The 13,485-nt window shown below is 43.5% G+C and carries 10 protein-coding genes; 6 read left to right on the forward strand and 4 right to left on the reverse strand.

Features of this window, described 5'->3' with window-relative positions; translation table 11 throughout:
- Positions 1–10: 10 nt before the first annotated feature.
- Positions 11–619: a hypothetical protein gene (locus NE473_RS10305; RefSeq protein WP_039892133.1), complete on the reverse strand. Its 609-nt coding sequence runs from the start codon at positions 617–619 to the stop codon at positions 11–13.
- A gap of 265 nt (positions 620–884) precedes the next feature.
- Here NE473_RS10305 and NE473_RS10310 point away from each other — a divergent pair, with 265 nt between their 5' ends.
- The 4 genes from NE473_RS10310 (at position 885) to guaB (ending at position 5,266) form a co-directional block, all read left to right on the forward strand.
- Positions 885–1,175 carry a co-chaperone GroES gene (locus NE473_RS10310; protein ID WP_006774923.1) on the forward strand — a complete coding sequence of 97 codons (291 nt, stop codon included), beginning with the start codon at positions 885–887 and terminating at the stop codon, positions 1,173–1,175.
- A 92-nt stretch (positions 1,176–1,267) separates the two neighbouring features.
- The gene (gene groL, locus NE473_RS10315; RefSeq protein WP_055650564.1) at positions 1,268–2,887 is read left to right on the forward strand and encodes a chaperonin GroEL; all 1,620 of its coding nucleotides are present in this window, start codon (positions 1,268–1,270) and stop codon (positions 2,885–2,887) included.
- Positions 2,888–3,041: 154 nt separating this feature from the next.
- Complete coding sequence (locus NE473_RS10320) at positions 3,042–3,551, forward strand: DUF6106 family protein (protein WP_022032185.1); 510 nt, start codon at positions 3,042–3,044, stop codon at positions 3,549–3,551.
- A 260-nt stretch (positions 3,552–3,811) separates the two neighbouring features.
- Complete coding sequence (gene guaB, locus NE473_RS10325; protein WP_055650565.1) at positions 3,812–5,266, forward strand: IMP dehydrogenase; 1,455 nt, start codon at positions 3,812–3,814, stop codon at positions 5,264–5,266.
- 141 nt (positions 5,267–5,407) lie between these two features.
- Here the strand turns inward: guaB and NE473_RS10330 are convergent, their stop codons facing one another.
- Genes NE473_RS10330 through NE473_RS10340 form a run of 3 tightly spaced genes read right to left on the reverse strand, consistent with a single transcriptional unit; the run spans position 5,408 to position 7,441 of the window.
- Entirely contained in the window at positions 5,408–5,947 is a 540-nt protein-coding gene (locus tag NE473_RS10330; protein ID WP_055650566.1) for a DUF1697 domain-containing protein, read from the reverse strand.
- 33 nt (positions 5,948–5,980) lie between these two features.
- Positions 5,981–6,424 carry a hypothetical protein gene (locus NE473_RS10335; protein ID WP_055650567.1) on the reverse strand — a complete coding sequence of 148 codons (444 nt, stop codon included), beginning with the start codon at positions 6,422–6,424 and terminating at the stop codon, positions 5,981–5,983.
- Positions 6,425–6,454: 30 nt separating this feature from the next.
- Positions 6,455–7,441 carry a helix-turn-helix transcriptional regulator gene (locus NE473_RS10340; protein ID WP_055650568.1) on the reverse strand — a complete coding sequence of 329 codons (987 nt, stop codon included), beginning with the start codon at positions 7,439–7,441 and terminating at the stop codon, positions 6,455–6,457.
- 787 nt (positions 7,442–8,228) lie between these two features.
- Here NE473_RS10340 and NE473_RS10345 point away from each other — a divergent pair.
- Both NE473_RS10345 and NE473_RS10350 read left to right on the forward strand, forming a co-directional pair.
- Complete coding sequence (locus NE473_RS10345; RefSeq protein ID WP_242866154.1) at positions 8,229–9,128, forward strand: hypothetical protein; 900 nt, start codon at positions 8,229–8,231, stop codon at positions 9,126–9,128.
- A 150-nt stretch (positions 9,129–9,278) separates the two neighbouring features.
- Positions 9,279–13,485: InlB B-repeat-containing protein (locus tag NE473_RS10350; RefSeq protein ID WP_256265224.1), on the forward strand; the 4,207-nt coding region annotated here is incomplete at its 3' end.

A 13,485-nucleotide genomic window follows, 5' to 3' on the forward strand; every position in this document is an offset into this window, starting at 1 on the left:
TACCGGATGGTTATGGTTCGTCAACCGTATCCTCCACAATCGTCGTGGATTCCTCTGCGGCAAACTTCTTTAATGCATCACCGGTTCCTTCGTATATTTCTTCAACTTCATCTGAGTCTTCTTTATCTTCGGTATCTGCGGCCTGCTCCGGTTCCTCTTTGAAACTGTCTGCAGCGCCGGCTGCGTAATCGAGCCCGCCGTCTTCGGTGATATCTTCTTCCTCATCATCCTCTGAACGGTCCATGGCTGTATCAAGCATATCCTTGGCTGTATCGGCAACTGCGGAAGCGGCTTCCCTGGCCGTACTGTTCACAATGTTAGCTGCGTCTTTCACGAGGTTCTTCGCGGCAGAGGCTGCATCCTTGGCGGCGTCAGCCATATCGGCGGCCGCAACCTTAAATTCATCTTTGTCAGCGTGAAGGGATACGTAGTTCCTGTTCATTGTGCTGTCAATCTTGGAAATGTCGTCATTCCCGTCATCTTCAAAATCATGAAAATCTTCTTCCAGTTCTTTATGGAAAGATTTATATTTCGTAAAATAAGAGATACCGGCCGCAACGGCACCCGCGATGGTGGCAAAAGCCACTAATTTCCCAAAACCATTACCCTTTTTTGCCATGTGAAACACTCCTTTCATTTGATTCTTATTGTAATACTTATAAAGAAAAAAATAAAGGTATATAATAAGAAAATTTCTATAAACTATGTAGGAATGGGAAAATGCTCTCAGTTATGGAATGAAATTGTAAAAAATATATAAAATTAGCACTCAACTATTGACAGTGCTAATAATGAGTGATATAACTTAGTATGTGGTTAAAAGAAGTTTCCATTTGCGAAACAAAAAGAAAGAATCAATAGAAACAGTATGAGGAGGAATTGCAATGAAATTAGTACCATTATTTGACAGGGTAGTATTAAAACCATTGGTTGCAGAGGAAACGACAAAATCCGGAATCGTTTTACCGGGTCAGGCAAAAGAGAAACCGCAGCAGGCGGAAGTAATCGCAGTAGGACCAGGCGGCCTGGTTGATGGCAAAGAAGTGACCATGCAGGTAAAGGTCGGCGATAAAGTAATCTTTTCCAAGTATTCAGGAACCGAAGTGGAAGGTGAAAGCGAAAAAGATAAGCTGGTTATCGTAAAGCAGAACGATATCCTGGCAGTGATCGAATAAACCGAATCCCTGAGACCTTGAGACAATATCAACAGGCAATACCGAAATCATAACAAAAACGATAGATAGAAAGAAACTGGAGGAATGAAATCATGGCAAAGCAGATTAAATATGGTGTAGACGCCAGAAAAGCACTGGAAGCCGGCGTAAATCAGTTAGCAGACACAGTTCGTGTAACCCTGGGCCCGAAAGGAAGAAACGTTGTTCTTGACAAATCTTTCGGCGCTCCGCTTATCACCAACGATGGTGTAACCATTGCAAAAGAGATCGAGCTGGAAGATCCATATGAGAACATGGGTGCCCAGCTGGTTAAGGAAGTTGCGACAAAGACCAATGACGTAGCTGGTGACGGTACCACCACAGCGACCGTTCTGGCTCAGGCGATGATCAATGAAGGTATGAAGAACGTGGCTGCAGGCGCTAACCCGATCGTTTTAAGAAAGGGTATGAGAAAAGCTACTGAGGCAGCTGTAGATGCGATCGCAAAGATGAGCGAGCCGATCAAGGGCAAAGCCTCCATCGCAAGAGTAGCTGCAATTTCCGCAGCAGACGATGCAGTCGGCGAGATGGTAGCCGATGCCATGGAGAAGGTTTCCAACAACGGCGTTATCACCATTGAAGAATCCAAGACCATGAAGACCGAGTTAGACTTGGTAGAAGGTATGCAGTTTGACAGAGGATACGTTTCCGCTTACATGTGCACCGATATGGAGAAGATGGAAGCAAACTTAGACGATCCGTATATCCTTATTACAGATAAGAAGATTTCCAACATTCAGGAGATCCTTCCATTATTAGAGCAGGTTGTACAGTCCGGCGCAAGACTCTTAATCATTGCAGAAGACATCGAAGGCGAGGCTCTGACCACTTTAATCGTCAACAAGTTAAGAGGTACCTTCAATGTAGTTGCTGTTAAGGCTCCTGGCTACGGCGACAGAAGAAAAGAGATGCTTCAGGATATCGCCATCTTAACAGGCGGCAAGGTAATTTCCGAAGAATTAGGCTATGAGTTAAAGAGCACCACCATGGATATGCTTGGACGCGCAAAATCCGTTAAGGTTCAGAAGGAAAATACCATCATCGTGGACGGTGAAGGCAGCAAAGACGAGATCGAAGCCAGAATCGGCCAGATCAAGGCTCAGATTGAAGAGACCACATCTGATTTTGATAAAGAAAAATTACAGGAAAGACTTGCGAAGTTATCCGGCGGTGTTGCTGTTATCCGCGTAGGTGCGGCAACAGAGACCGAGATGAAGGAAGCAAAGCTTCGTATGGAAGACGCTTTATCCGCAGCAAGAGCAGCCGTTGAAGAGGGCGTTATCGCCGGCGGCGGTTCCGCTTATATCCATGCTATGAAGGACGTTCAGAAAGTCATTGACGGTCTGGAAGGCGAAGAAAAGACAGGCGCTAAGATTATCTTAAAGGCTCTGGAAGCTCCGTTATACCACATCGTGGCAAACGCAGGTCTGGAAGGCGCCGTTATTATCAGCAAGGTAAAAGAAGCAGCGGTAGGCACAGGCTTTGACGCTTATAAGGAAGAATACGTAGACATGATCGAAGCCGGTATCCTGGATCCGACCAAAGTTACAAGAAGTGCATTACAGAATGCGAACAGTGTTGCATCTACCTTATTGACAACTGAATCTGTTGTTGCTAATATAAAAGAAAAAACACCTGCAGCTCCGGCTCCAGGCGGAATGGATATGATGTAATAACGGAAGCAAAAGCGACGCATGCGTAATGAAAAGAGGGTTTGCAGTGCTTGCATTGCAGATCCTCTTTTTGCTATCACAGAAATTGAGGGTCCCCTCTGCGTCAGGCTCTTTATTCCATCATCTCCCTTCACAGAAGAAAGGACAACAGTCTATGAATGAAATGTATGCAGAATGGCTCGTAAAACGGAAAGCACCGGCTTATATGATGCTTGTCAAGGTATTGATGGTTCTGGTATGTGTGGTGGCGTTTTTTATCGCCGTATCACCGCTGCTCGGAATATTTGGTATTCTTGTTCTGTTTGCGGCAGCGGCGGCAGCCTATTTTGTCTTCCGCAACAGTGAAGTTGAATTTGAGTACCTCTATGTGACCAATCAGCTGACCATTGACCGGATTTACGGAAAGACCAAGAGAAAGAAAGCCTGGGAAGGTTCCATGGATGAAATTCAGATCGTTGCGCCCACCGGTTCCACTGAGGCGAAAGACCATGAGACGAATAATATGAAGGTTTTGGATTTTTCTTCCCATATGCCGGATGCGAAGACGTTTACCTTAATCAGCCAGTCCGGCAGTAATTCTACGAAGATTATTTTCGAACCGAATGATAAACTTCTTCACTGCATGAAGATGACGGCTCCGCGCAAGGTAGTGGATCGGATTTAGGGATTTATTTGAAAAGAAGATTTGAATTAATTCAGAGATAAGAATGATAAGGGAAAAGGGCAGATACACGTGACAGTTTTGGCAGCGTGTGTCTGCCCTTTTTTTATATGAAATACGCCGGAAATAATGTCTTTCACACACGGAAAACAGATTAAAATTGTCCGTTGACAAGTGGTGCAAAATTTGTTAAACTATGTAACTAACAAGCTAAAATTTATTAGCTGTATTAATAAAAACGACAAGAAAGAGAGGAAAATTTAATGGGTACAATTATTGGCGACGGCATTACTTTTGACGACGTACTTTTAGTTCCGGCATATTCAGAAGTAATCCCGAATCAGGTTGATTTAACGACCAACTTAACGAAGACCATCAAGCTGAATATTCCCCTGATGAGTGCAGGTATGGATACGGTAACCGAGCACCGCATGGCCATTGCCATGGCAAGACAGGGAGGTATCGGTATCATCCACAAGAATATGTCGATCGAGGCACAGGCGGAAGAGGTGGATAAGGTAAAACGGTCGGAGAATGGCGTCATAACAGATCCATTTTATCTTTCTCCAGAGCATACATTAAAGGATGCGGACGAGCTGATGGCCAAATTCCGCATTTCCGGCGTTCCGATTACAGAAGGCAGAAAGCTGGTTGGTATCATAACAAACCGGGATTTGAAATTTGAGGAAGATTTTTCACGCAAGATTAAGGAGAGTATGACTTCCAGAAATCTGGTCACTGCAAAGGAAGGCATCACCATGACAGAGGCGAAGAAGATTCTCGCCAAGGCAAGGGTGGAGAAGCTTCCGATCGTCGATGATGATTTTAACTTAAAGGGACTTATTACGATTAAGGATATTGAGAAGCAGATTAAGTATCCGTTATCTGCAAAAGACAGCCAGGGAAGACTTCTGTGCGGCGCTGCCATTGGAATTACGGCCAATGTCCTGGAGCGTGTGGCTGCGCTGGTGGCCTCCAAGGTTGACGTCATTGTTCTGGACTCTGCCCATGGCCATTCTGCCAATGTATTAAATTGTGTGCGTATGATTAAGGAAGCATATCCGGATCTTCCTGTTATTGCCGGAAATATAGCGACCGGAGATGCAGCAAAAGCCCTGATTGAAGCCGGTGCAGATGCAATTAAGGTTGGAATCGGACCGGGATCTATCTGTACGACCCGTGTGGTCGCCGGTATTGGTGTACCGCAGATCACAGCGGTTATGGACTGTTACGCTGTGGCGAAAGAATATGGCATTCCGGTTATCGCAGACGGAGGGATCAAGTATTCAGGCGATTTAACGAAGGCCATTGCAGCAGGCGGCAATGTCTGTATGATGGGAAGCATGTTTGCGGGCTGCGATGAGAGCCCGGGAACCTTCGAACTGTATCAGGGAAGAAAGTATAAGGTATATCGCGGCATGGGATCGATTGCGGCGATGGAGAACGGAAGCAAGGACCGCTACTTCCAGTCGGATGCTAAAAAACTGGTTCCGGAAGGCGTAGAAGGACGTGTTGCGTACAAAGGACTTGTAGAGGATACCGTATTCCAGATGCTGGGCGGACTCAGAGCAGGTATGGGTTACTGTGGAGCGTCCGATATTAAGACGCTTCAGGAAACTGCAAAATTCGTAAAGATCACGGCGGCTTCTTTAAAGGAAAGCCATCCTCATGATATTCATATTACGAAAGAGGCTCCGAACTACAGTATTGATGAGTAAGCAGACGTGATGTGTGATGATTGTTCTTAAGTTTTTATCTGCCGGTATAACCCGTAATTACGGGGTATACCGGCAGTTTCCATACCGGAAGAGTTTCACAGATCCCCTCACGGCATTTCATTCTGGGGCTGTCTGTCCAGGTCACAGCTCCACAATTTTTCTTACCGTATTTGCGGTTCGTATTGTAATTCTGCCGCTAACGCCTGAGCTGGCAGTCTTAGACCACCAATTCGTTTTTTGATAATCGTTCCTGCTAAAGGACCAGAAAATAACATTGTTATAGTGATACACGTTCTCGTACCCGGTTTTAGGATTGCCGATTTCATCATAAAACGCCTCATAAGAGAGAGGAGGCATGAGAAATATAAGATTATCATATCGTTCTTTATGATCTGTTCCCCACCAGTCAGGAGCGTGATTCAACAGCTCCTTCAGTTCATCCTGTAAAATAATAAAAACCGGAACAGCCATATCAAAAATGTCTGTTATCATGAACTGTATTTTATTTGTAAGAATCTTGATATCCTGGACGGTGCTTGAAAAGATTACATTGCCGCTGTTCAGATATGTAGTAATCTCTGTAAAACCAAACTCTGCAAAGCCCTTCTTTAGTTCAGACATGGATATTTTATTTTTTCCGCTTCTGTTGATTCCCCTTAACAAGGCAATATATCTGTTCATATGACACGTTCCTCTCTGCTGCTTATAACTGATTTAAGACTGTCTCCAACGCATAAATGCGACTAACTCAGCATCGGAACCAGGACCGCTGTACTCAGATACCATAAGATAGTTTTCGTCGGCAATTATTCCGTAATATCTGTCACTGCCCTTTTTGGAAAGCTGATTCCCTAAATAAATTTTATCATCATTCCAAAACCTGATAATCTGTTCATTTGGCAAAGTATATTCAAGGTTGATGAGAGAGCCTTTCAGTGCATGGAGCTCTGTGATTTCTTCCATATCTTCTATATTAAGTGCACGAAATGCTGCAATTAAATTTCTTTTGAATTCACATAATTCTTTCTCTCCTTTTTCCAGACATAACGCAGCCATGCACTCTGCGCCAAATGGCCGGCCGTTCGTCTCCATGCAGCCATTACAAATGCTGCTTAATTCGCATTTGGTACAATCGATTCCGCAAATAGATGCAGCCATTTTTGTTTTTCCTCCATCATTTTGATTTTATCAATACCGGGAAGCAGATGATTCCCTTAGAACAGGCCTGATATACTTAAAATATTGTTCGGGATCATAATAAAAGTACATGATTCTGCCGGGGGAAGTATCGAGGCAGTAACCAGATTTTGTGTAGTCAAAATCAGCCATTGCCGTTTCAATCTTTTCTTCTACACTGCAATTTTCCTGTTCATAATCGAATGGCCCATGTTCAAAGACAATATACTCGGCTTCGGGAATATCAGCCATAACCATCTGCGGCGGTACGTTTCCATGATAGTCACTGGGCAGCCGTACGCCCCAGCACTCTGTACGCAAAATCCCCCAATCGCAAAGTCTGCCGTTGGGGTCGTTCATATATGCCATAATCTGCCCGCCCGCGCAGTTGGCTTCGCTTCCTCCTTCGTCGTCTAATTTTCCCTTGATGCTGTCGAGCAAACCGCAGATTGTCTCGTAGTCCTGTCCCGGTATAAGATTTTGTTTACGCCAAAAATCCCAATATCCATTACTCTCGTAGTTTTTAATGTGTAAAAATTTGTGTGCAGGTATGGTTACAGAGTAAATTTTAATATCATCGGATGACTGAATCATACCAATCTCTCCCAATCCTAAAAAGTAGCGGTCAAAAGGGGTTATTTTTGTGCGGAGAGCCACGGGGGTCGGATTTTTCCGGTATTCACTGGGCGTTACACCGTATGCCCCCTTGAACGCTCTGGTAAATGCTTCATGTGATGAGAAGCCATAATCAAAAGCGATATCCAGCAGGCTTTTATCATGATCCCGAACCTCCTTTAATGCAAAGGCTAATTTCCTTTGCCGCAGATAGTCCCTAAACTGCATACCCGAAATCTCCTTGAATTTCCTGGTGGTATAAAATTCAGAATAGCCCAGTTTCCGGGAAAGAAAGCGCAGTGTGAGGGCTTCATCGTTATAGCTTTTAATACATTTGTCAATTTCATCAACAATTACTTGAATTTGTTTCTGCCATTCGTACATTCTCTTGCTCACCTCGTTTGTACCTCCCTATATTCATTATAAAGACATCGGGCGGCCGCTGCTTGATTTTACTTGCTGTTATTTTATTTAATTTTATGATATCGATTTTGCTGTTTTTCCAGTCACATTCGGATTAACTACAGTACAGTATACCGATTTTGCGGTTCTTACGTCAATGGTGCCGGTTAAAAACAGTTATCAAAAAGTACGGGTCACGGTGACGGAGGATGCCGGTGTTTCAATACCTGGGTCTGCATGGCTCGCCGAGCCTTGATGGTGTGAAGGAGTATATATGTGGTCGTCAGATTGGTTATCAGAGGATTTATTTAATAGGATTTATTTAATATAGAAGAAAGGCTGTTATTTTGAAATGATCAGATTTTTCATTCAAAAATGGAAGAATGAATTTTGAATGGGGAAAATATGCAAATTGTAGCTGCGGATTTATAGGAGAATGTAATGGGAAAATATGATATTAAGGCATGAAAACAGAAATATAACTGAATATTAGATAAATAATAATAAAAATATTGAATTAATGGTGCGTATAATTTAATTTATCTACCAATTTTGGGAATAAAACTCGGCATTATTAACAAATAAGAAGTAAAAAATTACAAAGAAAGAAATGGAAAAAAGTTGAAATGTAACCATTCTGTTACCATGAAGATGTATAATGCTTCTATAATTAAGTTTTTTGTAAGGAAAATAAAATAAACGGCAGATTTTTTTAGAAGGAACAGGATGTTTTGATTCGTACGGATTACTTAAATTAAATTATAAGAAGGTGAGAAAATTGTCGATAGCAAAAATGAGCATGCTTGATAACTCATATCGCTATTTTACCGTAACAGTAGACCGGTATGAGAGGCAGTGTATGGAGGGAATTATCAGTCACGCGGGAGAAACACCCGGTATCCGTTATGGTAACTTTCTTGAATTAGTACTCCAGATGGACCAGATATTCAACCGGATGTCGTGTCCGAAACAGACCATGGAATTCCGGAGGTTTACCGGTACTGATTATCCGGCACCGAAAGTGAAAGAATGCAGGAAGGTATGTAATGGAAAATTAGCAACATTTCATATATATGTAAAATTCCGATATGACGCCAGCTGGCAGGGAGAGATAACCTGGCTGGAGGAAGAACGGACGGAGCACTTTGAAAGCATATTACAGATGATCCAGCTGGTAGACGAAATTCTTACCGGAAGATATAGAATAAAAGATTTGGGAAAAGGCGCAAGAACATGTCAGGTAGCTGTAAACTCCTATGACAGCGGACTGTTGGAAGGAAGTGTACAGAACGCATTTATCAATCATCTGGAGGAATTCAAAGGAACCATTGGCCTGGCTGATGCTATGGTCCATTTATTTGAGGTTGGAATCGGCAGGAGTGCTTCCGGGACAGCCCCGGGAGAATGCAAGATCATTTCAGAAGAGACCTGGGATACCTACCGGAAAGGCGGCAGAAAAGCCACCTTTGTAATAAAAATCCTGTACAGGGAACACTCAACCTGGCAGGGCGTGATATGCTGGCGGGAAACCGGCGAAAAACAGGCTTTCAGAAGCTTTCTGGAAATGATTATTCTGATGGCCTCCGCTTTGGAAATCGGAAGCGGGGAAAATGAGTGTGAAGATAGATACTATACTGACAATCGACAAAAGACCATAAAGGAAGGGTAAGGAAGGAGAGAAAGTATGAAAGGACTAAGAAGAAAGTTCAGGCGAGGGCTGGCAGGTTTTCTGGCGTTCGTGCTGACGATGACATCATTTAATATGGTGTCGTGGGCGGATGTGGCGAGTGCGTTTGAGACAGAAAAGGCCACGTTTGTCATGAGTGGAGAGGAGATCAGGGAATCTGCTCAGGCTGCTATTGACAGCGGCAATGAGTTCAGTTTCGAAGATCTTGGTGCTGACGCATCAGACAGGAGTCTGGCTAAAGAATATCAGAGACTGTTTGGAGCGGGAACTGTTTTTGAATTTTCTCCATCGTATGACATGGATGAAGAGGAATATGCAGACGGAGCTGAGCTTCGAATGTTTATTCGCGTTGATGACGCATATGAGGGATATCAGATTACAGGAGATGAGGATATTATTTTCCTGTATATCAATGATTCTTCAGCAAGAATCACATTTCGTTCCCAAATTGATGGTTATACAACCCAGAAGGTAACGGTAAAGGGTAATTCTTCCTTATTGGATGACAATGAAGCAGCCGTACCGGGGGGAGAACCGCAACTGCCGGCTGGAGAGGAAGAAACAAATTCAGATGGAGCAATTGAAACTCCTGATACAAACGGGGAAACCAATTTAGAGGAAGAGACTGAGGCGTCAGAGCCTGGTAAGGAATCTGAATCAGAAGAGGCAATTGAAACTCCTGATACAAACGAGGAATCTGAATCAGCAGAAGCCATTGAGACATCAGCGGCTGATACCGAGACAGGTGAAACAAACGAGAATCCTGATGCAAACGCCGAAAGCAACGAGGATCACAGCATTCAATCTCCAGATCCGAATACAAATGCTGAAGAAAATTTAAATACGGAAACAGAGACTGACAAATCAAATGAGGTTCAGACCCCAGATGAAAATGTATCAGAAGACAACCAGGAACCAGCAGATCATGCAGCTGTTGAACCGGCTTCAGAAGGTGATAGTAATATTGATACAACAACTGATGAGAATACCGCAGCCCCCAGTTCTGATAACAGCAGCGATGTGGAAGCGCTATCTGACGATGCTGGACAGCTGTCCGTATCACGCCATTCTTCCTATGTTCTGACGACAGCAATTACTGTTATAGAGGAAAACGACAGCAATGATAAAGCTTTTGATGATGATAAAAATAACAAAGCTGCCGAAGTTCCTGCAGATAATCAGGAAAAAGCAGAAGAATTCCAGAACAAGGAAACAGATCCTGTGGAAGCCACTGATGGCGAAGTAAACGAGGAAACAACGATTGCGGCACCTGTGGAAACAGAAAGCAGTAATGATGCGGTAAGTGATGAAGAAGAACAGACATCGGTATCGTCCGAAGAAATGATCCAGGTGGATAATTCTATTGATAATCCGGCGGAAAAAACAGAGGACAACAGTGAGAATCTGTCTGATGAAAAAGAATCGACTGTAACGGTAGAAACTTCAGCAGAGGCTGAAGAGCAGGAAGAAGAAAAAGCAGTAACAGGAAGCACGAGCGGCAAGACGTATGGTCAGATCGTATTGGATGAATCCTATTATGCGAAAGCATATGTTACAACGCTTAATAAACTTCATGTTGATGTGTCATCAGAAGGTTATGCAGTAACGTATACAGTGACCCCTGTTGGAACAGCAACGATAAAGGGTGCAAAGAACGTTGCAGAAGGAAATGATTTAAGTTTTACAGTAAAGCCTCAGGTTGGTTATGTGATTGACCGTGTCACTGCAAACGGAGAGGAATTGGAAGCAGTTGATGATTCCGAAGCGACAGACTCCAATGCTTCTTTATCTGCAAAGCGTTACATTGTACCTTCCGTGACAGAGGAACAGGAAATTATGATCTCAATGTCGGAGACTGGTGAACACCCCGAGTTCAGTTTCAGCAAGACGTTGGGCAATGTAGTAGTTTCTCTTCATGCAGAAGAAGGAATCTTACCGGCAGGAACTTTGGCAAAAGTAACGGAGGTTACAGAAAAAGTTCAAGAGGCTGTCAAAGAAAAAACAGCAGAAGAGACAGGGGAAGATACCTCTGAAAATACAGTTCTTGCTTATGACATAAAGTTATTTGTCGAGAATGGCGAAGGGGAACTGGAAGCTCTTGATAACAGCTGGAGTGAGAATGGCTATGTAGATGTTACATTCTCTGGCAGGGCAATTGAAGAGAAGAGCGCAGAGGCGGAGACGGTTGAAGTAGAACACATAGATACAGGTAATCTTGATATTTCCTCAGAATCTGTAAATAAAGTGGCTGCTAATGAAGTAAAAAATATAGAAACTGTTTCTGATATAATTCATGTTGCGGGAGAAAATACGGTAGCAGAGATATCTTTTGAAGCAGCGCATTTTTCCGTATATATGGTTACTTTTAAAGGGATTAACAGTCCAACGCTTCGTTTTGATTTGAATAATGGAAAGGGTACTGTCCCGCAGCCAATAAGTGCAAAGGCAGGGGAACTTGTTACACTTCCTGGTCAGGGAAATTTGTACAGAGATAATTATGTACTTTTAGGCTGGTCAACGAGTAAGGATTCCAGTGCTGTCAGTAAAACAAGTGTATCTTCCTATGCTGGATATGTTCCACTGGGAAGCAGCTATCAGATGCCTTGGTCAAGTACAACACTTTATGCGGTATGGGCCCAGAATTCAGGGGTAAAGTCAGGATATCTTTCAATTGCAATTCGAAATGATGGGACAATACCAGGTGAACCATCAGTTCAATATGCTGGCTACGCCTACCTGTGTGAGAATAAAAAAGTAGACAATTTGTTGTATTATTTTAATCCGTTACACACAGTAGCTGGAGTTGAAGAAGTCAGCAATGCATTAACACCTGAATTTTATGAAGAGGTAGAAAGGCTTAACGAAAGTAAGAGGCTATGGAACAGCAATGAATATGTCGAATGGTATGTAATAAAAGACCAGAGAAATGATATAAAATATCCGGAGGGTGTCTGGCATATTGATGGTGTTGTTCAGAAAAAAATTTCAGTCAGTCTTAATTATAATCGAAATGAGACTCCGACCGGTGAAGACTATGGTGTAGTCCCCGATGGTCAATCATATTCAAAAGGGCAGACGGCTGTAATAGCCGGTAATGGATCGCTTAAGTGGCCAGGATTTACTTTTGATGGCTGGGACACTAAAAAAGACGGATCCGGTAAAAGGTACTATGAAAAAGACAAAATTAAGATGGAGAGCAATGTCACCTTATATGCACAGTGGCAGCCGAATGGTGCGGTAAAACTTACTTATGATAAGGATGCAGCTGATGCAACAGAGGTATTGCCCAGTAAGATAGAATTTGTTCAGGGTGGCCAGAGCTTAAAAGACAAACAGAAAATAATTGGTTCGACAAGCCGTCCAGGTTATAGTTTCGGAGGTTGGTATACAGAAAAAAATGGTTCAGGTAATCTGTTTACAGTTGAAACACCGATAGAAACCAATATGACGGTTTATGCAAAGTGGATCCCGAATGACGAGGTAACCCTGACGTATGATAAGGCAGCAGAAGATGCAGCAGCAGTGCTTCCGAATACGACAGAGACTGTGCTGAGAGGCCAGAGTCTTGCATATGCAGGAAGAGATATTGGAATAACAAGCCGTCCCGGCTATAAGTTTGGAGGCTGGTATACAGGGAAAAACGGAACAGGAGTTCCATTTGACGAAACTGTTGCAATAAAAGAGAACATGACAGTTTATGCAAAGTGGACAGCAAATGCTAAAGTAACCCTGACGTATGATAAGGCAGCAGAGGATGCAGCAGAAGTACAGCCAAGTGCAGCGGAGACGGTGCTGAGCGGCCAGAGTCTTGCGAATGCAGGAAAAGAGCTTGGAATCACGAGCCGTCCGGGTTATACATTTGGAGGCTGGTATACAGCAGAGAATGGAACCGGGCAGCGGTTTGACACAGCCTACGTAATAGAAGAAAGTATGACCGTCTATGCGAAATGGACAGCAAATGCTAATGTAACCCTGACGTATGATAAGGCAGCAGAAGATGCAGCAGCGGTGCTTCCGAATGCGGCAGAGACGGTGCTGAGCGGCCAGAGTCTTGCAAATGCAGGAAAAGATCTTGGAAGAACGAGCCGTCCCGGCTATACGTTCGGAGGCTGGTACACGGAGACAGAAGGATCAGGAAGCCAGTTTACAGAAACAACAGCTATTGCTGAAAGTATGACCGTCTACGCAATGTGGATCCCGAATGCTAATGTGACCCTGACGTATGATAAGGATGCAGAAGATGCATCAGCAGTGCTTCCGAACACGACAGAGACGGTGCTGAGCGGCCAGAGTCTTGCAAATGCAGGAAAAGATCTTGGAATTACAAGCCGTCCCGGCT

The sequence above is a fragment of the Hungatella sp. SL.1.14 genome (assembly GCF_024460495.1).
Taxonomy (GTDB): Bacteria; Bacillota; Clostridia; order Lachnospirales; family Lachnospiraceae; genus Hungatella; species Hungatella hathewayi.

Bases quoted from the DNA above. Each gene is read 5' to 3' on its own strand.
- guaB (WP_055650565.1), top strand. From the start codon at position 3,812: ATGGGTACAATTATTGGCGACGGCATTACTTTTGACGACGTACTTTTA.
- NE473_RS10340 (WP_055650568.1), bottom strand. From the start codon at position 7,441: ATGTACGAATGGCAGAAACAAATTCAAGTAATTGTTGATGAAATTGAC.
- NE473_RS10330 (WP_055650566.1), bottom strand. From the start codon at position 5,947: ATGAACAGATATATTGCCTTGTTAAGGGGAATCAACAGAAGCGGAAAA.
- groL (WP_055650564.1), top strand. From the start codon at position 1,268: ATGGCAAAGCAGATTAAATATGGTGTAGACGCCAGAAAAGCACTGGAA.
- NE473_RS10320 (WP_022032185.1), top strand. From the start codon at position 3,042: ATGAATGAAATGTATGCAGAATGGCTCGTAAAACGGAAAGCACCGGCT.
- NE473_RS10310 (WP_006774923.1), top strand. From the start codon at position 885: ATGAAATTAGTACCATTATTTGACAGGGTAGTATTAAAACCATTGGTT.
- NE473_RS10305 (WP_039892133.1), bottom strand. From the start codon at position 619: ATGGCAAAAAAGGGTAATGGTTTTGGGAAATTAGTGGCTTTTGCCACC.
- NE473_RS10335 (WP_055650567.1), bottom strand. From the start codon at position 6,424: ATGGCTGCATCTATTTGCGGAATCGATTGTACCAAATGCGAATTAAGC.